The sequence below is a fragment of the Burkholderia sp. RF2-non_BP3 genome (assembly GCF_001522185.1).
GTDB classification, from domain to species: Bacteria; Pseudomonadota; Gammaproteobacteria; order Burkholderiales; family Burkholderiaceae; genus Burkholderia; species Burkholderia diffusa.
On the sequence record NZ_LOSU01000015.1, the window covers coordinates 54320 to 77158 of the forward strand.

At 67.0% G+C, this 22839-nt stretch carries 18 protein-coding genes; 5 read left to right on the forward strand and 13 right to left on the reverse strand.

The genetic code is table 11. The features are described from left to right. Nucleotides 1–14: 14 nt before the first annotated feature. From WS45_RS36050 to cblB, 5 genes are all read right to left on the reverse strand, one after another. A complete protein-coding gene (locus WS45_RS36050; RefSeq protein WP_059698941.1) occupies nt 15–197 on the reverse strand; it encodes a CS1 type fimbrial major subunit in 183 nt (60 codons plus the stop codon). Next, the gene (locus WS45_RS06650; RefSeq protein WP_059698944.1) at nt 197–1363 is read right to left on the reverse strand and encodes a CfaE/CblD family pilus tip adhesin; all 1167 of its coding nucleotides are present in this window, start codon (nt 1361–1363) and stop codon (nt 197–199) included. The genes WS45_RS36050 and WS45_RS06650 overlap by 1 nt, the downstream gene beginning before the upstream one ends. A 75-nt stretch (nt 1364–1438) precedes the next feature. Continuing rightward, entirely contained in the window at nt 1439–4141 is a 2703-nt protein-coding gene (gene cblC, locus WS45_RS06655; protein WP_059698946.1) for a cable pilus usher protein CblC, read from the reverse strand. A gap of 84 nt (nt 4142–4225) precedes the next feature. Further along, the gene (cblA, locus tag WS45_RS06660; RefSeq protein WP_059447391.1) at nt 4226–4726 is read right to left on the reverse strand and encodes a cable pilus major pilin CblA; all 501 of its coding nucleotides are present in this window, start codon (nt 4724–4726) and stop codon (nt 4226–4228) included. A 3-nt stretch (nt 4727–4729) separates the two neighbouring features. Beyond that, on the reverse strand, nt 4730–5551 hold the full coding sequence (gene cblB, locus WS45_RS06665; protein WP_059698948.1) for a cable pilus chaperone CblB: 822 nt from the start codon (nt 5549–5551) through the stop codon (nt 4730–4732). Between the two features lie 868 nt (nt 5552–6419). Between cblB and msrB the strand changes: the two genes are divergently transcribed. From msrB to WS45_RS06685, 4 genes are all read left to right on the forward strand, one after another. Next, nucleotides 6420–6953, forward strand: a complete 534-nt coding sequence (msrB, locus tag WS45_RS06670) for a peptide-methionine (R)-S-oxide reductase MsrB (protein ID WP_059698950.1) — start codon at nt 6420–6422, stop codon at nt 6951–6953. A 35-nt stretch (nt 6954–6988) separates the two neighbouring features. Beyond that, nucleotides 6989–8869 (forward strand): cytochrome c biogenesis protein DipZ, encoded by a 1881-nt coding sequence (locus WS45_RS06675; RefSeq protein WP_059698952.1) that lies wholly within the window; start codon nt 6989–6991, stop codon nt 8867–8869. Between the two features lie 60 nt (nt 8870–8929). Then, on the forward strand, nt 8930–9673 hold the full coding sequence (gene msrA, locus WS45_RS06680; RefSeq protein ID WP_059534445.1) for a peptide-methionine (S)-S-oxide reductase MsrA: 744 nt from the start codon (nt 8930–8932) through the stop codon (nt 9671–9673). Between the two features lie 236 nt (nt 9674–9909). After that, a complete protein-coding gene (locus WS45_RS06685; RefSeq protein ID WP_059534449.1) occupies nt 9910–11025 on the forward strand; it encodes an aromatic ring-hydroxylating oxygenase subunit alpha in 1116 nt (371 codons plus the stop codon). Nucleotides 11026–11046: 21 nt separating this feature from the next. Here the strand turns inward: WS45_RS06685 and WS45_RS06690 are convergent, their stop codons facing one another. The 8 genes from WS45_RS06690 to WS45_RS06725 all read right to left on the reverse strand — a co-directional run bounded on the left by WS45_RS06690 (nt 11047) and on the right by WS45_RS06725 (nt 21777). Next, complete coding sequence (locus WS45_RS06690; protein WP_059534451.1) at nt 11047–11436, reverse strand: cytidine deaminase; 390 nt, start codon at nt 11434–11436, stop codon at nt 11047–11049. A gap of 127 nt (nt 11437–11563) precedes the next feature. After that, nucleotides 11564–12880, reverse strand: a complete 1317-nt coding sequence (gene deoA, locus WS45_RS06695; protein WP_059698954.1) for a thymidine phosphorylase — start codon at nt 12878–12880, stop codon at nt 11564–11566. Nucleotides 12881–12900: 20 nt separating this feature from the next. Beyond that, complete coding sequence (locus tag WS45_RS06700) at nt 12901–14175, reverse strand: NupC/NupG family nucleoside CNT transporter (protein WP_059690276.1); 1275 nt, start codon at nt 14173–14175, stop codon at nt 12901–12903. A 345-nt stretch (nt 14176–14520) separates the two neighbouring features. Next, nucleotides 14521–15978: a dihydropyrimidinase gene (gene hydA, locus WS45_RS06705; protein ID WP_059534457.1), complete on the reverse strand. Its 1458-nt coding sequence runs from the start codon at nt 15976–15978 to the stop codon at nt 14521–14523. A gap of 46 nt (nt 15979–16024) precedes the next feature. After that, entirely contained in the window at nt 16025–17533 is a 1509-nt protein-coding gene (locus WS45_RS06710; protein ID WP_059690277.1) for an NCS1 family nucleobase:cation symporter-1, read from the reverse strand. A gap of 99 nt (nt 17534–17632) precedes the next feature. Continuing rightward, nucleotides 17633–18940, reverse strand: a complete 1308-nt coding sequence (preA, locus tag WS45_RS06715) for an NAD-dependent dihydropyrimidine dehydrogenase subunit PreA (protein ID WP_059606025.1) — start codon at nt 18938–18940, stop codon at nt 17633–17635. A gap of 90 nt (nt 18941–19030) precedes the next feature. Beyond that, nucleotides 19031–20368, reverse strand: a complete 1338-nt coding sequence (locus WS45_RS06720; RefSeq protein ID WP_059698956.1) for an NAD(P)-dependent oxidoreductase — start codon at nt 20366–20368, stop codon at nt 19031–19033. A 128-nt stretch (nt 20369–20496) separates the two neighbouring features. Then, nucleotides 20497–21777 (reverse strand): Zn-dependent hydrolase, encoded by a 1281-nt coding sequence (locus WS45_RS06725; protein ID WP_059698958.1) that lies wholly within the window; start codon nt 21775–21777, stop codon nt 20497–20499. Nucleotides 21778–22139: 362 nt separating this feature from the next. Between WS45_RS06725 and WS45_RS06730 the strand changes: the two genes are divergently transcribed. Next, nucleotides 22140–22838 (forward strand): TetR/AcrR family transcriptional regulator, encoded by a 699-nt coding sequence (locus WS45_RS06730; RefSeq protein ID WP_059698960.1) that lies wholly within the window; start codon nt 22140–22142, stop codon nt 22836–22838. Nucleotide 22839 lies beyond the last annotated feature (1 nt).

A 22839-nucleotide genomic window follows, 5' to 3' on the forward strand; every position in this document is an offset into this window, starting at 1 on the left:
CGAAACGCTCGGGTTTAGCCACCCGATGCAGCGCTTTGCGTGACGATCACGCTGACGACGCCCCGGTAGTTGCCGGAAGCCGCGACGGTCTCGACAGTCTTCTGAGCGACCGACAACGGCAGCACGTTCGAACCCTGCACCAGTTCACCCGGGAACGGATCGGCTGCCTTCAGCGTCGCCGTGGGCGCAGAGCGCACTAGAGACTCGCCGACGACGGCGTAAACGTGATCGTCAGCTTGTTGCTGTACTTGCCCGGACGCTTCCACACCGACTGGAATTCCGGCGTCTCGAGTGTCAGCGGCGTCGGCGTGCAGACGACCGGCACCGAAATGCCCGGCAGCGATACCGAGCGACCCGCGCTGTTGTTCACACCTTGAAGTCGCACCGTCTCGTTGTTCGGCAGCACGATTTTCTTGCCCGCGTACGTCAAGCTCACGTTGTAATCGATGCGCGATTCGTACGCGCCGCTCTTGTCCTTATCGAGCAGCACCGAATACTGGCCCTTGTCGCGGCGATCGACCGTGAGACCGTCGCTCGCCGACACGTCGAACCACGTGCTCTGCGAGTTGTAGCCGTCGTACAGGCACATGTCGACGTTCGACGTGCCCGACATCCGGCTGCCGTTCGGCAGCTTGCGCAGCTTGAGGTCCACGGTGGGTGTCGCGCTCGTGAATTCCGGCAGATAGACCTGGATGTTGTTCTTGTCGGTCACGTCCAGCCTGATTGACGCCTTGAACGTGGCGATCTTCGGGTTGACTCCCCCGACGTCCCACTGTCGCAAGTTCAGCTGAAGGTTCGCCTTCCAGGTTCCGCCGGACGGGAGCTTCTTCAGTTCCGCGGAGGGAATCTTGACGAAGAGCTTGCGACCGTCCCAGCCTATGGTGTTGCAAATGCCCACGGTAGCGCCCTGCGCCATCTCGATCGGCTCTCTGGAGATCGACACGACTTCGGGACCAGGGTTGCCGCTGCAATCCAAGTGACGGCTATACCCATTTTGTCCATGCAGATTCAGTACGGCCGTGGCGCCGGTTGTTTCTTCCTTGAAGGAAAGCCGGATCGAGGTCGAATCGCCCTCCACGATCCAAATCGGCTCGGTCGCGCACGCACCGGTCGCCGTGTCGGTAGACGACTGGCACGTCCACGAATTTCGCCCCCACTTCATGTAGTTGGTCGTGTCGTAGCCGCCCGACGCGCCGTTGAATACCACGACGTCCGCCGTCGGCGCGCCGCGATCCAGCGTGGCTCCCACAGTATCGTTGCGATTGGCGGGCGCCTCGGAGGCCGCCGACGCATCGAGCGAGATTGCGCCCAGCATGGCCGCCAAGACGATTTCCCGATAGCGAATTCGATTGATCAGAAGCATTTGAGTAGCTGTTTCCTTATCGTTTCGGCAAAGCAAGCGGCAGCGTGAGGAGCCTGCCGGCACAGGTCGTGCGCGTCATTGCTCCGCGTCGGTCACGCCTGTCGTCCGCGCCCGCATCGACATCACATAGCGATGCTCCAGCAGCTTGCGCACGCGGGCCTGCTTGCGCAGCGATTCCGGCAGTGCATCCGGCCCGGCCACTTCGCAACGCACCTTGCCCACCATCATCAGCACGTCCTGCTTGCGCTTCACGTGCAGCGGGCATCGCATCAGCGTCGGCCCGTCCACGACGAACAGTTCGCTTTCCTTATGGTCGAGTTCGGCAATGAATCCGCCCTGACTGTCGATCAACGGCATCGCGCCGTTGAGAATCACGCTGTCCGACAGCGGCATGCCACCCTTCGAGAAGGCCTGGCCGACGTACGTGTACGTCACCTTCGCGTCGACGTTGCGCAGTGCGAGCTGCCCCGGCACCATGAACAGCGTGCGCTTGCCGAGCCCCTCGGTCACGCTCGTCGCACCCGCGGACGCATGCGCGCCCGCGTCGTTCACTTCGGTCGTCACCGGCGTGAAGGCCGACACCGGCAACAGCGCGCGCTGCCCGAAACCCACCTTGATCCGCGCGCTCGAATCGCTGCGCACCTCGGCTGCCATGCCGCTCGCATCGTCGCGCTTGCCGACCCTGACGGCGAACCCCGCCAGCGGATCCGACTGCGACGCGGATGCGCCGAGGAACACGCCCTGGCGCGCCACCGCGAACGACGACGAATAGCTCGCCGTCACCGACGGATTATTGCCGCCGCTGTCACGGCTGTAGCTGTTCGCGACCGACGCGGCGACGTCGCCGTAGCGCCCCTTCCAGCGGCCCTGCACGGTGCCGGTCAGGCTGTCGGTGCCGTAGCCCGACACGCCGAGCGCGACTTCCCGGTAGGCGTCGCCCTGCCAGTTCCAGTTGCGGTCGAGCGTGTAGTTCGTCGTCGTGCTGTTGCGATCCGCGCGAACGTCGACGCCCGCCGACGTGTAAGCGGACGCGCGCCCGGGCTGCCTCGCGGGTTCGGCCATCGACAGCGTCACACCGACGTAGCCGCCGTACTCGCTGCGGGCACCGGTGCTGCGATTCGCGTACGCGCCGACGCGCAGGTTCGTGCTGACCTTGCGCCATGTGAAGGATCGCGACAGCGACGCCTGAAGCGCGCGCGACACCTGATCGCCTTCACGGAACACAGGCGTCGCCCACGGACGGTCCGGTGTGTCGGGCTGCCAGTTCTGCGACCGCCCGACGCTCTTGTTGTACGTATAGCCGAGCATTGCCGACCAGTTGCCCATCGGAAACGACACGGTCGCGTTCAGCATGTCGTAGCAGCCGATGTCGCGATACGACACCGCCGGACCATTGCACGCCGCGCCGCGCATCTGGTAACGGTACACGCTCCACGACACGCCGTCGGCGAACGAAATCTGCTGGGTGTTGCCGCGCGAGCCGTCGTTGCCCACGAAAAACGAACCGCCGGCCGAGAGCACGCCCAGCGGAAACGCGTGTCGCCACTCCAGCGCCGTTTCGTTGTACACGTGCCGGCCGACGCTCGCGATACCGCTCGTCAGCGCCATTTCACGCAACAGCGGAATCCGCACGCCGGCTGCCGCCGCCATGCCGTCCGGCGCGTCCCGGTCGGACGGGCGGCCGGCCTGCGCGAACCATTGTCGCGTGCGCGAATTGACACCGCCGCCCGTCTTCGTGAACGGCGTCGTTTGCGTGCGCACCTGCACGCCGTTCTCGAACACGCGCAGCGTCAGCGGATACGTGCCTTCCGGAAAGCGGGACGTATCGAGCGCATTGACGCCGGCCTTCATGTAGAACGTGCCCAGCAGTTCCTGACCGCGGTACGCGTCGATACGCGAATCGCGCGGTAGCAGCAGCGTGACCGGTGTGCCCTGCTGCGCAACTTCGGGGTTCACATAAGCCAGCGTCGTGCCGACGCGCACGCCGTCGAGCGTGCCGACCGGCAGCATCGTGAACCCGAAGTTGCCGCCGAGCGCGCTCGCGAGATTGCGGTTGTCCATCCGGCCGGCCTGCGCGTAATGCTCGGCGCCGAGATCGTGGCGGTAGTAGAGATCCTGAAGCTGGACGTGGCTGTCCGATCCTCGCGAATAGCCCGTATGGGTGAAATTCCAGTTCCCGCCGATGAAACTCTTCGGCGTGATGCCGAGCGCGCCCGTGCCCGACACGGACAGGCTCTTGTAGCCGCGCCCGCCCGACAGGTTGATCGTCTGCTGATGGATCAGCGCGTTTTCGGTCATCGGCGACGGCTCGCGAAACCGCTGGTCACGCTCTTCGGTGCTCAGCCAGTCGCGCGACAGGAACAGCTCGATGTTGCCTTCGCTTTCGTCGTAGATCACGGCCGCGCTGTCGGTGTCGACATATCCACAGCCGTTCACGCCCGACTGCCCCGCGCAGGCGAGATTGCCGTTGCGCGCCATCGACTTGGACAGCGCGTCGCCGATCGTCGACACGTCGGTCGCCGGGTTCACGTGCGAGCCGAGCGCCTGCAACAGGCCTGCGGGATCCTCGAAACGGACCGTGTCCGGTGTCACATACACGCGGAACAAGCCGAGCGGCTTGCCCAGAAAGTTGACGTTGATGCGTTCGTCGTGCCCCGTCATGATGTCCTCGAAGCCCGGCGGCACGGATGAAGCAGCCTGCGCGACGGACACGATGTCCGTCACACACAGAGCGCTCAGACATGCGACAACGGTTTTCTTGAGGTCGAATGGAATCATGCGGGAGATTGAACGTTTTTTGAAGGAGTACTACAAAAAACAGGGCGCGCCGTTCAGGCGCGCCCATCGATACAGCCGGGGAGCTTAGCTACCCGACGCCGCGCTCTGCGTAACGATCACGCTGACGAGGCCCTGATAGCTGCCGGACGCCGTGACGGCTGCGACGGTCTTCTGACCGATCGACAGCGGCAGCACGTTCGAACCTTGTGCCAGTTCGCCGGGGAAGAGTTCTGCCGTCTTCAGCGTCGCCGCCGTGGTGGTCAGCTCGGTTTCACCCAGCTTGACCGACAGCGGAATTTCCGCCGCGCCCGGGCTCGTCTGGTTCTTCAGCGACGGAACAGTCGCGAGGCGGATCTGCAGATCCTTCGCCTTGTCGTTCGTGAAGATCTTCGTGTTCACTACAGCTGCCTGAAGACCCGTACCCGGCAGATATTGCATCTGCATGGTGGTCGGCAGTGCCGAGCCGTCCGCCGACAGCATTTCGAGCGTCGTGTCGACGTTGGCCGTGACGGTGATGTCCTTCTGAACGGCGTAAGCCGACATCGACATCAGGGCTGCGGCAGCGATCGGAACATATTTCAGCATGGGTTAGTCCTTCTGGTTGGTTGAAACAATGGAATGACCCGCCAGGGTCTCGTTATTCGCGCTCGGCGCGTTTATCGCGTCGGCGGAATGCGTGCGCACAATCTTCTGTTGTACTTCTGCCATTCCCCCCACTCGATATCGGATTCGCACATACGGTGCGGAATGCAGCCCCTCCAGCGTGAAGTGCTGGTCCGGGTAGACACTGCGGTCAAATTTCGTCCATTGGCACGACGCGGCGTCCTGTTCGGACTGGCACGCGCCGGCTTCGATCAAACCGATCCGGACGTTGCCGGTATTGGCCAGCGCGCCTTTCGACACGTGGAAATCCGGCACGAGCGTCTTCGGCAGCACACGGACGAGCGGCGCCCAGACGAGGCTGAAGTCGACCTTGCCGGACACATCGTCCTTCGCCGCGGAGTCGTCATCCGACGGTGCCGCCACCGGTTGCAGATAGACGCGATACAGCACCTCCTTTTTCGGCACGCCCAGCGGTATCACCCGCACGAGCCGTGTGCCGCCAGCCGGCAACGCGAACTTGGCCGGCGAGATCACGATTGCGTCGTCGCCGGAATTCATGCTGGCCTCCTCGCGCTCGTGATCCGTCGCCGGATCGATCACGCGCTTCGCGATCGCCTTCACGTATTGCGTCGTATCGGATTTCGAATAGATGCGCAGCTCCGCGGCCGACTCCTTGCCGCCGCCGATCGACGCAGACATCGGATAGACCAGCATGTTCGCGCTGGCAATCGACGATGCAAGCGACATCGCGACTGCGACGAGCGACATCCCATACGGACTGCATTTCAATATGTTAATAATTCGCATAACTTATCTGTATAGAATCCAGATTAATTCCGATATCAAATCGGCTCGCGCATCCCTCATCGATCAGATCCAGAACCGTCTTGGATCTGATCGGTTCGACGTCGTTTGCCACACCTAATTTTCATCGCGTTGACCTTCCGCGCTGATGGCCTACCTGCCTTTCTTCATGCGCTCCGCAATCTGACTTCCCCTCATTCCAGACGAGTAAAGCCGGATCACCTCCATCCCGTGCGGCGACAGCCTGGATGCACGCTTTCGCCGTCAAGGTTTATCGACTCGAGAGACATCTTGATCATCGGCGACTAATTCGCAATGCGTGCGCGACATCGAATCGATTAGAGTATCTGTAGTCCTACATATAATTACGACATCGATCGCGTTAGAATCGCCTTCGATATACTTCATGCCCGCAAGCGGCGATGGCCGCCGCTTGCAAAAATAGGTCCCGCGCGAAATTTTCTCATTTGAATTTCCTGCTTCACCTCGAGCCGCCGTCATTCGCCGCAAATACTGAATCGCCGCCGTTCCCGCCCGAGGTCATCTTGCGAAATTCTTTGATAGATATTTTATAAATACCTTACAAAGCAAGATATAGGACCAGCGCCCAATCTAGGTTTCGCCGAATTAGACAAGTCCTAGATATGACGAATTTTGACAGTTTGGCGACCCACCACCTCCTGCAAAGTCGACTCGGTGCGCGCCACGCGGGTTCTCCCACCCTTCTCGCGATATCAGGCGGTTCCCGTCGAGCGCGCCCCGACGGAGCACCACAAACATCACAATTCCTTTAACTTTCCGTGAGGACTTCGACACCGGCCGCTGTCTACGATAGGCGCATGTTTTCAGGACCTGCTTCCAGGAGCCCATCATGCCCACCCGCAGACATCTGCTGCTGTTCGCCGGCGCCACCGGCCTCGCCACGCTCGCGGCGCTGTCGTCGGCCGGCCGCCGCGCACTGGTCGGCCGCGCGTTCGCCGCGTCGACGGCTGCGCCGAAGATGGCCGCGCCATACGAGGTCACCCTCAGCGACGCCGAATGGCATCGCCGGCTCACGCCCGCCCAGTACGCGATCCTGCGCGACGCCGGCACCGAGCGGCCGTACAGCAGCCCGCTGAACGACGAGCACCGCCCCGGCACGTTCGCGTGCGCGGGCTGCGGCCTCGCGCTGTTCTCGTCGGCCACCAAGTTCGACAGCCACACGGGCTGGCCGAGCTTCTGGAAGCCGCTCGACCACGCGGTCGCGACCGACACCGACACGTCGTTCGGGATGGTCCGCACCGAAGTGCACTGCCGCCGCTGCGGCGGCCATCTCGGCCACGTGTTCGACGACGGCCCGCCGCCCACCGGCCTGCGCTACTGCATGAACGGCCTCGCACTCGCCTTCCACCCGGCCGCCGCCTGATCCGGCCCCACTCCCGACCGACTGGAGAACGCATCATGCTGCTCATCGTCCTCGCCTATCTCGGCGGCGTGCTCACGATCCTGAGCCCGTGCATCCTGCCCGTGCTGCCGTTCGTGTTCGCGCGCGCCGACCAGCCGTTCGTGCGCACCGGCCTGCCGCTGCTGGCCGGCATGGCGCTCACGTTCGCCGTCGTCGCGACGCTCGCCGCCGTCGGCGGCGGCTGGGTCGCGCAGGCCAACCAGGCCGGCCGCTGGGCCGCCATCGTGCTGCTCGCGGTATTCGGCCTGACGCTGCTGATGCCGCGCCTCGCCGAACACCTGACGCGCCCGCTCGTCGCCGCAGGCAACCGCCTCACCGGCCTCGCGCAGCGCGACGGCCGCCCGGCCGGCCCGCTGTCGTCGCTGCTGCTCGGCGTCGCCACCGGCCTGCTGTGGGCGCCGTGCGCCGGCCCGATCCTCGGGCTCGTGCTGACCGGCGCCGCGCTGCGCGGCGCGAGCGTCGGCACCACGCTGCTGCTCGTGGCTTACGCGGCCGGCGCGGCGACGTCGCTCGGCGTCGCGCTCGTGATCGGCGGCAAGGTGTTCGCCGCGATGAAGCGCTCGCTCGGCGCGGGCGAATGGATCAAGCGCGGGATCGGCGCCGCGCTGCTGGCGGGCGTCGCCGCGATCGCGCTCGGCCTCGATACGGGGGCGCTCGCGCAGCTGTCGACCGTCACGACGGGCGGCCTCGAGGCGAAGCTCGTCGACCGGCTCGGCGGGCGCTCGAACGGCGCGCCGGCGGCGACGGTCGCGACGGGCTCGCCGGCGGACCGCCCGGCAGACCGCACCGCGAACGATTCGGGCGGCGCGATGATGGCAGCCACGGCCGATGCCGCGCAGCCCGGCGGCGCGATGATGCGCGCGGCCGAGGTCACACCCGCGCCGCAGGCGCCGGCCGCGCTGCCCGTCGAAGGCACGCTGCCGTCGCTCGACGGCGCCGTGCAGTGGCTGAATTCGCCGCCGCTGACCGCGGCCGGCCTGCGCGGCAAGGTCGTGCTCGTCGACTTCTGGACCTATTCGTGCATCAACTGCCTGCGCACGCTGCCGTACACCACGGCCTGGGCACGCAAGTACGCGCCGTACGGGCTCGTCGTGATCGGCGTGCACGCACCGGAGTTCGCGTTCGAGCGCGACATCGGCAACGTGAAGAAGGCCGTGCACGACCTCGGCATCGACTTCCCGGTCGCGATCGACAACCACTACACGATCTGGCGCGCGTTCAGCAACGAATACTGGCCCGCGCACTACTTCGTCGACGCGCAGGGGCGCGTGCGCCGCCATCACTTCGGCGAAGGCGAATACGCGCAGTCGGAACGCGCGATCCAGTCGCTGCTCGCCGAAGCCGGCCACCCGGAAGCGCTGAAGGTGCCGCTCGGGCTCGCCGGCGCGCCCGCGAAAGGCGCGCTCGCGGCGGCCGACAGCGCCGACGTCCGCTCGCCCGAAACCTATGTCGGCTATGCGCGCGCGGACGACTTCACGTCGCCGGGCGGCTTGGTGCGCGACACGGCACACCGCTACGACGCGCCCGCGCATCCCGACCTGAACGACTGGGGCCTCGCGGGCACCTGGCAGGTCGGCGCCGAGCGCGCGTCGCTCGCCGCGCCGTCCGGCCGGATCGTCTACCGCTTCCATGCGCGCGACCTGCATCTCGTGCTCGGCCCGGGTGCAAACGGCAAGCCGGTGCGCTTTCGCGTGACGCTCGACGGCGCGGCGCCCGGGGCCGCGCACGGCGCCGACGTCGACGCGCAGGGCTACGGCTCGGTCACCGGGCAGCGCCTGTACCAGCTCGTCCGCCAGCCCGGCGCGATCGCCGATCGCACGTTCGCGATCGAGTTTCTCGATCCGGGTGTCGATGCGTACGCATTCACGTTCGGTTGAACGCATGCCAGGCCGACATCCGACCGCCGTCTTCCCCAACGCATTCCGAAGGAGCCAACGATGAACCCGACACCCACCCGCGCCGCCACGCCACGACGGCGCACAGCGATGCTGCGCCGCATCGGCGCCCTCGCCGTCGCGGCCGCCGCCGTGTTCGGCTACCAGCGCATCGTCAACTCCGCCGAGCCGATGCGCACCGTGCCCGCGCCGACCCTCGACGAAACGCCCGGCGCATCGCACGACGAGACGGCCGTGCTTGCCGGCGGCTGTTTCTGGGGTGTGCAGGGCGTGTTCGAGCACGTGAAGGGCGTGAAGCAGGTCACGGCCGGTTATGCGGGCGGCGCGTCCGAAACCGCGCACTATGCACTCGTCGGGTCCGGGCTGACGGGGCACGCGGAATCGGTACGCATCGTCTACGACCCGACGCAGATCACCTACGGACGGCTGCTGCAGGTGTTCTTCTCGGTCGCGCACGATCCGACCCAGCTCAACCGGCAAGGCCCCGACGAAGGGTCGCAGTACCGGTCGGCGATCTTCCCGACCACCGCGCAGCAACGCGCGGTCGCGACCGCGTACATCGCGCAGCTCGGCACCGCGCACGCGTTTCCGGCGCCGGTCGTCACGCGTATCGAGGCCTACAAGGGGTTCTACCCGGCCGAGGCCTATCACCAGAACTACCTCGAACTGCATCCCGACGCGCCGTACATCGCGTTCAACGACCTGCCGAAGGTCGCCGGGCTGAAACACTACTTCCCGGCGCTGTACCGCGCCGACCCGGTGCTGTGGCGCGACGCCCGCTCGTGACCGGCAACCGGCCGCGTGACGGGCTGCGGCCCGTTGCGCGGCCGAGGCCGGGCGGCCTCGCATGCCGCCCCTGCCGCCCGTGCCGCGGATTGCGCCGCATCAAACAAATCGCACCCGCCGTGCCGGTGCAAACCCGCATCGCGTCCGCCATGCGGTGCAACTTCGCGTAGACTTCTCCCAAGCCACGCCGCGTGTTGCGGCGTCCGGACCTTCCGTCCAGCCAGGAGGCGTCACGCATGCGCGCAGTGCCTTTGTCTGACAGCGGCACCCTTGAAGAACCGTCCACCGGCGCGGTCGTGCGCGACCTGCGCCGCGTGCCCATCCATCCCGATCACTGGTATCCGCTCGCGTGGTCGCGCGAACTGAAGCGCGGCAAGACGCTCGGCGTGCGCTTCGCCGGCGATCCGATCGTGCTCGTGCGGACCGAATCCGGCGCCGTATACGCGCTCGAAGATCGTTGCGCGCACCGCCAGGTGCCGCTGCATGCGGGCGTCGTGAGCGGCGAAACGCTGCGCTGCTGCTACCACGGCTGGACCTACGCGTGCGACAGCGGCCGCTGCGTCGACGTACCCTACCTCGGCCGCGAGCGCTTGCCCAACGGCGTGCGCGCCTATCCGTGCCGCGAGGCGCACGGGGTGATCTTCGTGTTCCCCGGCGATGCGACGCTCGCCGACGAACGCCCGTTCCCCGCGCTCGAATCGGCGGACGACCCTGCATTCAAGACGCGCCGCTTCGGCCGCGAGGTCAAGTGCCACTACTCGTTCATGCACGAGAACCTGATGGACATGAACCATCAGTTCCTGCATCGCAAGCAGATGGGGCAGATGCGGGCGCGCGCGCTCGGCCGGCGTCGCGGCGACGACTGGGTCGAGGTCGATTACACGTTCGCGCGCATGGAAGGCAAGCAGCCGGTCGGCGAGGCGCTCGTGTTCGGCTCGAGCAAGAAGCCCGGCGACCAGGCCGACAAGAGCGTGATGACGGTGCGCACCGGCTACCCGTACCAGACGCTGCAGATCCGCTCGAGCGAAGGCACGCTCGTGATGGACCTGTGGATCGTCTACGTGCCGCTCGATGCGGAGCAGCGTACCAATCGCACGTTCGGACTGCTGTCGATCCACAAGCCCGGCATCCCGTTCGCGCTCGATCTCGCGTGGCCGCTGCTCGTCTGGTTCACCGAGCGGATCTTCCGCGAGGATCGCTGGATCGTCGAGCGCGAGCAGGAAGCGCACGACCGGCAGGGCGCCGACTGGAATCACGAGGTGTTTCCGGTCATCAACGAACTGCGCGACCTGCTGCGCCAGTGCGGCGCGCGCACCGTGATCCCAATCCGCGACGCGCGCGACGGCGCGTGATGCGTGCCGCGGCGTGCTCCGCTACAGGCTGAACGCGCCGGGCAGCAACGCGCGGGCCGTCGTAATCTCGACGGCCCCTTTCAGGTTGGCCAGGATCACTTCGATATCGGGCCGGCCGATCTCGATGATCACCTGGCGGCACGCGCCGCACGGCGCGATCGGGCCGTCGGTGTCGCCGATCACCGCGAGCCGCGTGAAGTCGCCCGGACGATAGCCGGCGGCGATCGCCGCGAACATCGCCGTGCGTTCCGCGCAATTGCACAGTCCGTACGACGCGTTCTCGACGTTGCAGCCGTGAAAAACCGTTCCGTCGCGCGCCTGCAGCGCAGCGCCGACCTTGAAGCGCGAATACGGCGCATACGCGCGTTCGCGCGCCGCCCTGGCCTGTTCGATGAGTTCGTCTCGTTCCATCTCGATGGTGCCTCCAGTCGTGTGCGGGGATGCCTCGACGCGATACATCCCGGCCGGCACGATACACCCGTCATGTGAAACGGACGCCGATACCCGCACGTTCCGCCGCGCCGGGATCGGCGTCCGGTCAGCCGATCTGCCCGTAAATGGTCGGCGGCGCCTCGCCCGTCTCGCCCAGCAAGTAGCTTTGCCGCACCTCGTCCACCGCACGTGCGGCGGCCGCGTCGTCGCGGGCATGCACGTAGCCGAGCGGCTGGCCGGCTTCGACGCGCTGCCCGATCTCCGCGAGCGCCGTCAGGCCGACACGGTAGTCGATGGCATCCTCCGCGCGCGTGCGGCCGCCGCCGAGCGCGACGACCGCGAGCCCGAGCGCGCGGCAGTCGACCCGCTGCACCACACCGCTCGCGGGCGCCGGAACCGGCACGATCACATCCGCCCGCGCAAGATGACGCGCGGGTGCTTCGATCAGGTCCACCGGGCCGCCGAGCGCCGCCACCATTCTCGCGAAGCGTTCCGCCGCCGCGCCCGAGTCGAGCGCCTGCTGCAACATCGTGCGCGCCTGCGCGACATCGCGCGCCAATCCGCCGGTGACGAGCAACTGCGCCGACAGCGCCATCGTCACGTCATGCAGGCGCGCCGGTCGCGACTGGCCCGTCAGGTAATCGATCGCACACGCGACTTCGAGCGCATTGCCCGCGCACGGCGCGAGCGACTGGTTCATGTCGGTCAGGATCGCGGTGGTCTTCATGCCGGCGCCGTTGCCGACGTCGACGATGCTGCGTGCCAGCTCGGCCGATTTCTCGGCGGTCGGCATGAACGCGCCGGAGCCGACCTTGACGTCCATCACGAGCCCGTCGAGCCCCGCCGCGAGCTTCTTCGACAGGATCGACGCGGTGATCATCGCGACCGACTCGACGGTCGCCGTCACGTCGCGAATCGCATAAATGCGCTTGTCCGCCGGCGCGAGCCGCGCGGTCTGCCCGATGATCGCGACGCCGACGTCGCGCACCGTGCGGCGAAACGCATCCGTGTCCGGTGTCACGTCGTAGCCGGGGATCGCACTGAGCTTGTCGAGCGTGCCGCCCGTGTGGCCGAGCCCGCGCCCCGAGATCATCGGCACGTAGCCGCCGCATGCGGCCACCATCGGCCCGAGCATCAGCGACACGACATCGCCGACGCCGCCCGTCGAATGCTTGTCGATCACCGGTCCGCCGAGATCGAGCGCGCGCCAGTCGAGCACGTCGCCCGAGTCGCGCTGCGCGATCGTCAGCGCGACGCGCTCATCGGTGCTCAGGTCGTTGAAGTACACGGCCATCGCGAACGCCGCCACCTGGCCCTCGGTCACGCTGCCGTCGGTCACGCCGCGCACGAACGCGGCGATCTCGTCGCGATCGAGCGGCTGCCGGTCGCGCTTGCGGCGAATGAACTCCTGCGGCAAAAACATCGTTGCGTCTCCTCGATTGCTCAGTGCAGCGAAAAGAACAGGCCGGCGATCGCCGCGCTCATCAGGTTCGACAGCGTCGCGGCCGTCAGCGCACGCAAGCCGTGCCGCGCGACTTCCGAGCGGCGCTCGGGCGCGACCGCGCTGAAGCCGCCCGCGAGAATGGCGATCGACGAGAAGTTCGCGAAGCCGCACAGCGCGAACGACACGATCGCGAGCGTCTTCGGGTCGAGCACCTGCAGGCCGGCCGCCGCGACGTGCTCGCCGCCCTTCAGATACGGCGACAGGTCGCCGTACGCGACGAACTCGTTGAAGATCAGTTTCTCGCCGATGAAGTTGCCGGCCAGCGCCGCGTCGTGCCACGGCACGCCGATGATCCACGCCAGCGGCGCGAACAGGTGGCCGATGATGCCCAGCAGCGTCACCTGCGGAAAGCCCGCGAACGCGGCCACGCCGCCGACGATGAGGTTCATCAGCGCGATGAGCCCCACGAACGCGATCAGCATCGCGCCGACGTTGATCGCGATCCGCAGGCCCACCGACGCGCCGGATGCCGCCGCCTCGATCACGTTGGCGGCCCGCTTGTCGTCGAAATCGAGCCCGTCGACCACGACGCGACTCGGCTCGACGGTCGGAAACAGCAGCTTGCCGAACAGCAGCCCGCCCGGCACCGCCATGAACGATGCGGCGAGCAGGTACTCCATCTTCACGCCGAGACCGGCATAGCCGACCAGCACCGAGCCCGCGACCGACGCCATGCCGCTCGCCATCACCGTGAAGATCTCGGCGCCCGTCATGTGCCGCACGAACGGCTTCACGAGCGCGGGCATCTCGCTCTGCCCGAGAAAGATCGTCGCGACGGCCGAGCACGCCTCGATGCGGCTCACGCCGAGCACTTTCGCGAGCCCCGCGCCGAGGATCGCGACGATCCACTTCATCACGCCGACGTAGTAGAGCACCGCGATCAGCGCGGTGACGAAGATGATCATCGGCAGCACGCGCAGCCCGAACACGAACCCGCCGTCGCCGAACAGCTGAAACATCCGGGCGTCGACCAGCCCGCCAAATACGAACGCGATGCCGTGATTGCCCATGTCGAGCACGCGATTGACGCCGTTCGCGGCCGCCGCCAGCGCCGCGCGGCCCGACGGCACGAACAACACCAGCGCGCCGATCGCGAACTGCGTGAGCAGCGCGGCGATCAAGGTCCGGCCGCTCACCGCGCGCCGGTTGTTCGACAGCAGATAAGCGACCAGCAGCAGGAACAGCATGCCCAGGAGACTGCGCAGAATATCCACCTTGTGCTCCTTTCTCTCTATGTTTATTGGACTGCTCGGCAGGCGGCCCGGCCCGGCACGCGCGTGTAACGCCGTCGGTGGATATTACTCGCCGTCATGCATGACGACAACGCAAACAAAATGGCGTGCTCCGCGCGGTGTCGCTTGCGTCGTCGATTTGCTCAGTTCTTCTATTTACCTGCAAGTTGAACGGACGCGACGACGTTCGATCGGTCCCATATATTGAAAGAATCGAGTGGAGGTCGAAAAGGGACGGAGCGGCAATGCACATGACGAGCCGCATGAACGCGCGCGGGGCGTGCCGTTCGAATGGACACGCCCCGCGCAACGGACGACGTATGTCGCTCAGCCCGCGCGTTCGACCGGATGCGGCTCGCGCAGCCGGTTCGCGATGCGCGCAGCCTCGTAGTAGCCGGCCGCGGGCGGCCGTTTCAGATAGCGGCCCGCGCCGCGCACCGCACGCAGTTCGCCGTCGGCCCATGCGAGCGCGCCGCGCGTGAGCGTATGCGTCGCGACGCCCTGCACGGTCATCCCTTCGAACACGTTGAAGTCGACCTGCTGGTGATGGGTCTTCACCGAGATCGTCTTCGTCGCGGCCGGATCCCATACGACCAGATCGGCGTCGGCGCCGACCTGCACGGCCCCCTTGCGCGGATACAGGTTGAAGATCTGCGCGGCGTTCGTCGATGTGATCCGCACGAATTCGTTCGGCGTGATGCGGCCATGATTGACGCCGTGATGCCACAGCACCGACATGCGATCCTCGACGCCGCCGCAGCCGTTCGGGATCTTCGTGAAGTCCTCGCGGCCCATCGCCTTCTGCGACGCGCAGAACACGCAATGATCGGTCGCGGTCGTATGCAGCTGCCCCGCCTGCAGCCCGCGCCACAGCGCCTCGCGATGCTCGGCCGACCGGAACGGCGGGCTCATCACGTGCGCGGCCGCACGCGTCCAGTCCGGATCGCGATACACCGACTCGTCGATCACCAGGTGGCCCGGCAGCACCTCGCCGAACACGCGCAGCCCTTCGCTGCGCGCGCGCGTGATCGCATCGACCGCATCCTTCGCCGACACGTGCACGATATACACGGGCACGCCGAGCACCTGCGCGATGCGAATCGCGCGGTTCGCGGCCTCGCCCTCGACCTCGGGCGGACGCGACAGCGGATGTGCCTCCGGCCCGGTCATCCCGCGCGCGAGCAGCGCCTTCTGCAACTGGAACACGAGCTCGCCGTTCTCCGCGTGCACGGTCGGCAGCGCGCCGAGTTCGAGCGAACGCGAGAAGCTGTTCACGAGGACCTCGTCGTCGGCCATGATCGCGTTCTTGTACGCCATGAAGTGCTTGAAGCTCGACACGCCATGCTCGCGCACGAGCGTGCCCATGTCGCGGTGCACCGATTCGTCCCACCACGTGACGGCCACGTGAAAGCCATAGTCGGCCGCGGCCTTCTCGGCCCAGCCGCGCCACTCGTGGAACGCATCCATCAGCGGCTGCTTCGGGCTCGGAATCACGAAGTCGATGATGCTGGTCGTGCCGCCCGACAGCCCGGCGGCCGTGCCCGAGTAGAAATCGTCGCTCGCCGTCGTGCCCATGAACGGCAGTTCCATGTGCGTATGCGGATCGATGCCGCCCGGCATCACGTACTGGTCGTGCGCATCGACCACCGTCGCGCCGGCCGGCGCGTCGATCGTCTCCGCGATCTGCAGGATCGTGCCGCCATCCTGCGGGTCGGCACACAGTACGTCCGCGCGATAGGTGCGGTCCGCATCGACCACGGTGCCGCCGCGAATCAGGATTGCCATTTGGTTGCCTCCTCGTTGACTGTCGGGTGCCGCTTGCGTTCGCGCATCACGCGCTCGCGATCTGCGCGCGCTGTCCGGCGCGCCACTTCATCCAGGTGCCGTACACGCCGGACGCCAGCACGAGGCCGACGAACCACGCATACGTGTAAAGCGTGTTGAAGAACGCCGGCACGTTCGGAAACGACGCCGGAAACGCGGTATGCAGGAAGCCGGGGAGGTTCGGCAGCACGCCGATCGCGAGCGCCGCCAGCGCGGCCGGGTTCCAGCCGCGTGCGTAGCTGAAGTCGCCGCGCTCGTCGAACAGCGCGCGCGTATCGAGCCGCGTGCCGCGAATCAGGAAGTAGTCGACCATCAGGATGCCCGCGACCGGCCCGAGCAACGCCGAGTAGCCGACGAGCCAGGTGAAGATGTAGCCGTCCGTCGTCGCGAGGATCTTCCACGGCATCATCACGATCGCGAGCGTCGCGGTGATCATCCCGCCCGTGCGGTACGAGATCGCCTTCGGCCACAGGCTCGAGAAATCGTAAGCAGGGCCGACCAGGTTCGCCGCGAGGTTGCAGCACATCGTGTCGAGCGTGAGGATCACGAGCGCGATGCCGACGCCGATGCCGGTCATCCGGCTCGTCAGGTCGATCGGATCCCAGATCGCGTTGCCGTAGATCACGACGGTGGCCGACGTCACCACGACCGACACCACCGACAGCAGCGCCATCGGCAGCGGCAGCCCGATCGACTGCCCGATCACCTGGTCGCGCTGCGAATGCGCGAAGCGCGTGAAGTCGGGAATGTTCAGCGCGAGCGTCGCCCAGAAGCCGACCATCGCCGTCAGGCCCGGCCAGAACGTCGCCCAGAAGAGTCCGGCCTTCTTGCCGCCCGCGACGAACTGCGACGGCGCCGACAGCATCGTGCCGAAGCCGCCCGCCTGCGACGTCGCCCACCAAACGAGCGCGACGCACATCACGACCTTGATCGGCGCGGACCAGCTCTCGAGCCAGCGGATCGAATCGGTGCCGTGCCAGATGAAGTACAGCTGCAGCGCCCAGAACACGAGAAAACACGCGAGCTGCCCGAACGAAATGCCGACGAGCGGCAACGCGGCGCCGTGCAATGCGTTGCCGGTCAGGATGTTCAGCAGCGTGTAGATCGCGCTGCCGCCGAGCCAGGTCTGAATGCCGTACCAGCCGCACGCGACGATTGCGCGCAGCAGCGCGGGCAGCTTCGCGCCCTGCGTGCCGAACGACGCGCGCACGAGCACCGCATACGGAATCCCGTGTTTCGCGCCCGCATGGCCAATCAGCAGCATCGGCACGAGCACGATCAGGTTGCCGAACAGAACGGTCAGCACGGCCTGCCACGGAGACATGCCTTCCTGGATCAGCCCGGCCGCGAGCATGTACGACGCGATGTTCATCACCATCCCGACCCACAGGGCCGCGAAGTGATACCAGCGCCACGTGCGCTGCGACGCCGTCGTCGGCGCGAGGTCGTCGTTGTACAGGCTGCCGGCCGGCGCCGCGGCGCTGTCGGGATCGGCGGGAATCGCTGCTGGTTTCATCGGACGCGCTCCACGTAAACGTCAGCGCCGGCATCGTGCGATGCCGGCAGAACAGGACACAAGCAGCAGCGCGGGCGATACCGCGCCGCCGGCCGCCGGTCAGGCCGCCTTCGCGTGTTTCGCGGGCTCCGCCGGGCTCGCACCCGCGTCGGCACGCGCCGGGTTGTTCGGATGCGTGGTCCAGTTCGCATAGTCGCCCGCGTCGACCCGCTCCATCGTGATGCATTGCTCGACCGGACACACATGCATGCAAAGATTGCACCCGACGCACTCCGCGTCCACCACTTCGAAGTGCCGCACGCCGTCCTTCTCGGCCGTGATCGCCTGGTGCGACGTGTCCTCGCACGCGATATGGCACAGCCCGCACTGGATGCAGCGGTCCTGGTCGATGCGCGCCTTGATGTCGTACTTCAGGTTCAGGTATTTCCAGTCGGTCACGTTCGGCACCGCGCGGCCGCGCACGTCGTCGAGCGTCGCGTAGCCCTTCTCGTCCATCCAGTTCGACAGCCCGTCGGCAAGATCCGACACGATACGGAATCCGTAATGCATCGCGGCGGTGCATACCTGCACGCTGCCGGCGCCGAGCACCATGAACTCGGCCGCGTCGCGCCACGACGAAATCCCGCCGATGCCGGAGATCGGCAGGTTCGGCGTTTCCGGGTCGCGCGCGATCTCCGCGACCATGTTCAGCGCGATCGGCTTGACCGCCGGGCCGCAGTAGCCGCCGTGCGTGCCCTTGCCGTCGACGGTCGGCATCGGCGCCATCTGGTCGAGATCCACCGCGACGATCGAGTTGATCGTGTTGATCAGCGACACGCCGTCCGCGCCGCCCTTGTAGGCGGCGCGCGAGCCCATCCGGATGTCGCTGATGTTCGGCGTGAGCTTCACGAGGCACGGCAGCTTCGTGCCTTCCTTGACCCAGCGCGTGACCATCTCGACGTATTCCGGCACCTGCCCGACGGCCGCGCCCATCCCGCGCTCGCTCATCCCGTGCGGGCAGCCGAAGTTCAGCTCGACCGCATCGGCGCCCGTATCCTCGACGAGCGGCAGGATCCATTTCCAGTCGCGCTCGTTGCACGGCACCATCAGCGACACGATCAGCGCACGGTCGGGCCAGTCGCGCTTCACCTGCGCGATCTCTTTCAGGTTCACGTCGAGCGGGCGGTCGGTGATCAGCTCGATGTTGTTCAGGCCGGCGATGCGCTGACCGTTCCACTGCACCGCGCCGTAGCGCGAGCTGACGTTGACGACGTGCGGATCGAGCCCGAGCGTCTTCCAGACGACGCCGCCCCAGCCCGCCTCGAACGCGCGATTGACGTTGTACGCCTTGTCGGTCGGCGGTGCGGAGGCCAGCCAGAACGGATTCGGCGAAGTGATGCCTGCGATGGTGCAGCGAAGGTCGGCCATGTTCGGCTCCGTGAAAATGGGGCGTTTATCGTGGTTCGCGTGGCGCGCGCCATGCACGCAATACGCGCGATGCCGTTGCGTATGCCGTGCTCACGCGGCCTTGGCAGCGCGCTGCGCGAGCGCCGCGTCGATCGCCGCCGCCGCGCGCTTGCCGTCCTGCACGGCCTGCACCGTGAGGTCGATGCCGTCCGTCCCCGCGCAGTCGCCGCCGGCCCACACGTCGGGCAACGCCGTGCGTCCGTCCGCGTCGACCGCGATGCGCGTGCCGTCCGTCGTCAGCAGCGCGGCCGCGACACCGTCCGGCGCCAGCGTCTGACCGATCGCCTTCAGCACCATGTCCGCGTCGACGGTGAAACGCTCGCCCGACGCGGCCTCGAATTCGACACCCGTCACGTGCCCGTCCGCGCCCGAGATGCGCACCGGCTTCGCGTGCGTGACGAGCGTGACGCCGCTCTTTTGCGCGAACTCGCGTTCGGCCCAGGTCGCGCTCATCGCGTCCACGCCGCGCCGGTACACCATCGTCACGCGCTCCGCGCCGAGCTTGCGGCTCTGCACGGACGCGTCGATCGCCGTGTTGCCACCGCCGATCACGACCACGCGCCGCCCGACCGGCACGTTCTCCAGCGCGTCGGCCTGCCGCACCTGCTCGATGAAGTCGACCGCGTTCATCACGCCGGTCAATTGCTCGCCGTCGATCGCGAGCGTGCGTACGCCGCCCAGGCCCATCGCGAGAAACACCGCGTCATGCCGCTCGCGCAACGCGTCGAGCGTCACGTCGCGGCCGAGCGCGACACCCGTTTCCACCGCGATGCCGCCGACCGACAGCAGCCACTCGACTTCGCGTTGCGCGAAATCGTCGACGGTCTTGTACGCGGCGATCCCGTATTCGTTCAAGCCGCCCGCCTTCGGCCGCGCGTCGAACAGCGTGACGCGATGCCCGGCGAGCGCGAGCCGGTGCGCACAGGCGAGCCCGGCCGGCCCCGCGCCGACCACCGCGACATGCCGCCCCGTATCGGGCGCACGCGTGAAGCGCACCGCGCCGCTCGCCATCGCCCAGTCGGTCGCGTGCCGCTGCAGCGCGCCGATCGCGACCGGCTGCGCATCCTGGTGATTGCGCACGCACGCGCCTTCGCACAGGATCTCGGTCGGGCACACGCGTGCGCACATCCCGCCGAGCGGATTCGCGGACAGGATGTCGGTCGCGGCGCCCTTCAGGTTGCCGTTGCCGATCTTGCGGATGAAGCTCGGGATGTCGATCTGCGTCGGGCAGGCCTGCACGCACGGCGCGTCGTAGCAGTAGTGGCAGCGGCTGGCGGCAGCCGCGGCGGCAGTCGGATCGAGCAGCGGCGCGATATCGGCGAATTCGCACGAGAGTTGCGTGGACGACAGGCGATGCGCGGCGATATCGCCGGTTGGCTTGGTGGTCATACGCGTTCCTTCGACTGGTGGAGACAAAGCCGTCCCCGCCGGCTGCGAATGCACAGTCGGGGCGGTCCTGCTTGGGCATGCCACGGTCAGGCGACGATCAGCCTGCCGGCTGCGCTAGATCCGATCCGTCATGAAGCCGGCTCGCATGCGCGCGACAACATCGCGTGCAGCAGCACGTTCGCGCCGGCCTCGATCCACGCAGGCGTCGCGTCCTCGATCTCGTTGTGACTGATGCCGTCGACGCAGGGTACGAACACCATCGACGTCGGCGCGACCTGCGCCAGATAGCAAGCGTCGTGCCCCGCCCCCGACACGATGTCGCGATGCGAGTAGCCGAAGCGATCGGCCGCGTCGCGCACGGCCGCCACGCAGGCCGGATCGAACGCGACGGGCTTGTAGTAGAAAATCTGCTCGAGCGCGGTGTCGAGCCCGATCTCGCCCGCGATGCGCGCGACGCCGTCGCGCAGCGCGGCGTCCATCTCCGCGAGCACGGCGTCGTCCGGATGACGGAAATCGACGGTGAAGAACACGCGGCCCGGAATCACGTTGCGCGAGTTCGGGTGAACCTGCATCATCCCGACCGTCGCGCAGCCGAACGGCGCGTGATCGAGGCCGATCCGGTTCACGAGATCGACCACGCGCGATGCGCCGAGCAGCGCGTCGCGACGGCGCGGCATCGGCGTCGGCCCCGCGTGCGCTTCCTGGCCGGTGAACGTGATCTCGTACCAGCGCTGCCCCTGCGCGTCCGTCACGACGCCGATCGTCTTGCACTCCGCCTCGAGAATCGGCCCCTGCTCGATATGCAGCTCGAACGCCGCATGCAGCTTGCGACCGCCGCAGGGTACGTCGCCCGCGTAGCCGATGCGCGCGAGTTCCTCGCCGATCGTCTTGCCGTCGACATCCTTGCGCGACAGCCCGTACTCGAGCGGGAACACGCCCGCGAACACGCCCGACGCGACCATCGCCGGCGCGAAGCGCGAGCCTTCCTCGTTGGTCCAGATCACGACCTCGACCGGATGCTCGGTCTCGATGCCGTGATCGTTCAGACTGCGAATCACCTCCAGGCCGCCGAGCACGCCGTAGATGCCGTCGAAGCGGCCGCCCGTCGGCTGCGAATCCGCGTGCGAGCCGGTGACGACCGGCGCCGCGTCGGCCACGCGGCCCGCGCGGCGCATGAACACATTGCCCATCGTATCGACCGTCACCGTGCAGCCGGCGGCTTTCGCCCAGCTGACGATCAAGTCGCGTCCGGCCTTGTCGAGATCGGTCAGCGCGAGGCGGCAGACGCCGCCCTTCGGCGTCGCGCCGATCTTCGCCACCTCCATCAGGCTGTCCCACAACCGCCTGCCGTCGACCTTGATCGACGTGTCGAATGCTGCCCGCTTCACTGTTTCCGATACCGCGTTCATTCGTATCGCTCCTGTGGGGTCGGTCATGCCGTCATTCCGGTCGCCGCCGGTGCGCGCATTGCTGCCGTCGGGGCAAACCCGCACCGGCGAGGTGCAGATGTGCATCGTTCGCGTGATTCGTCCGATCGATCGGCGGATTGCCGGCACTGCATTCCGTCGATCATCAAATCCTGTCCGATTGGACAGGTTTTAGACGATCAAAATGCCCAGCGCAATGTCTTTCTTCCGTGAATCGAACGAGCGAGAAACGTGCCACCGCATCGCAGCATTGCGCACGCCGATGCGGACGAGCACGTGCGTTCGATGCGAACCAGCGGCTAGAATGAAGCGCAACGCGGCATGCACGCCGCGCGAGGGTAACGATGAGACATGACGAAGCGGCCGCCGAAGTCACCGGCGACGACGAAGCGAACATGCCATTGCGGCGACGCAAGGCGCACATCCGCGAGTCCAACGAAGCGCATCTGCTGGCCTGCGCGGAAGCCGTATTCGCGGAGCGCGGGCTCGACGGCGCGAGCACGGCGATGATCGCCGAACGTGCAGGCCTGCCAAAGGCGAACCTGCATTACTACTTCCCGACGAAGCTTGCGCTGTACCGTCGCGTGCTCGACGACCTGTTCGAAGACTGGCACCGCGCGGCCGGGTCGTTCGAGGCCGGCGACGATCCGGTCGAGGCGATCGGCGGCTACGTGCGCGCGAAGATGGATCTGTCGCGACGGCGCCCGCTCGGCTCGAAGGTCTGGGCCAACGAGATCATCCACGGTGCCGCGCACATGCAGGACATCCTGTCGGAACGCGTGAAGCCCTGGTTCGACACGCGGGTGAAGGTGATCGAAGGCTGGATCGCGCGCGGACTGCTCGCGCCGATCGATGCACATGCGTTGATGTACCTGATCTGGGCGACCACGCAGCACTATGCGGATTTCGATGCGCAGATCCGCGCGCTGAGCGGCAAGCGTGCGTTCACGCAGAAGGCGTTCGCCGAAACGACCGAGCAGGTCGTGCAGCTCGTGATCCGCGCGTGCGGTGCGGTGTCGCCGGAGGCGGCGCGCGATCGGTGAC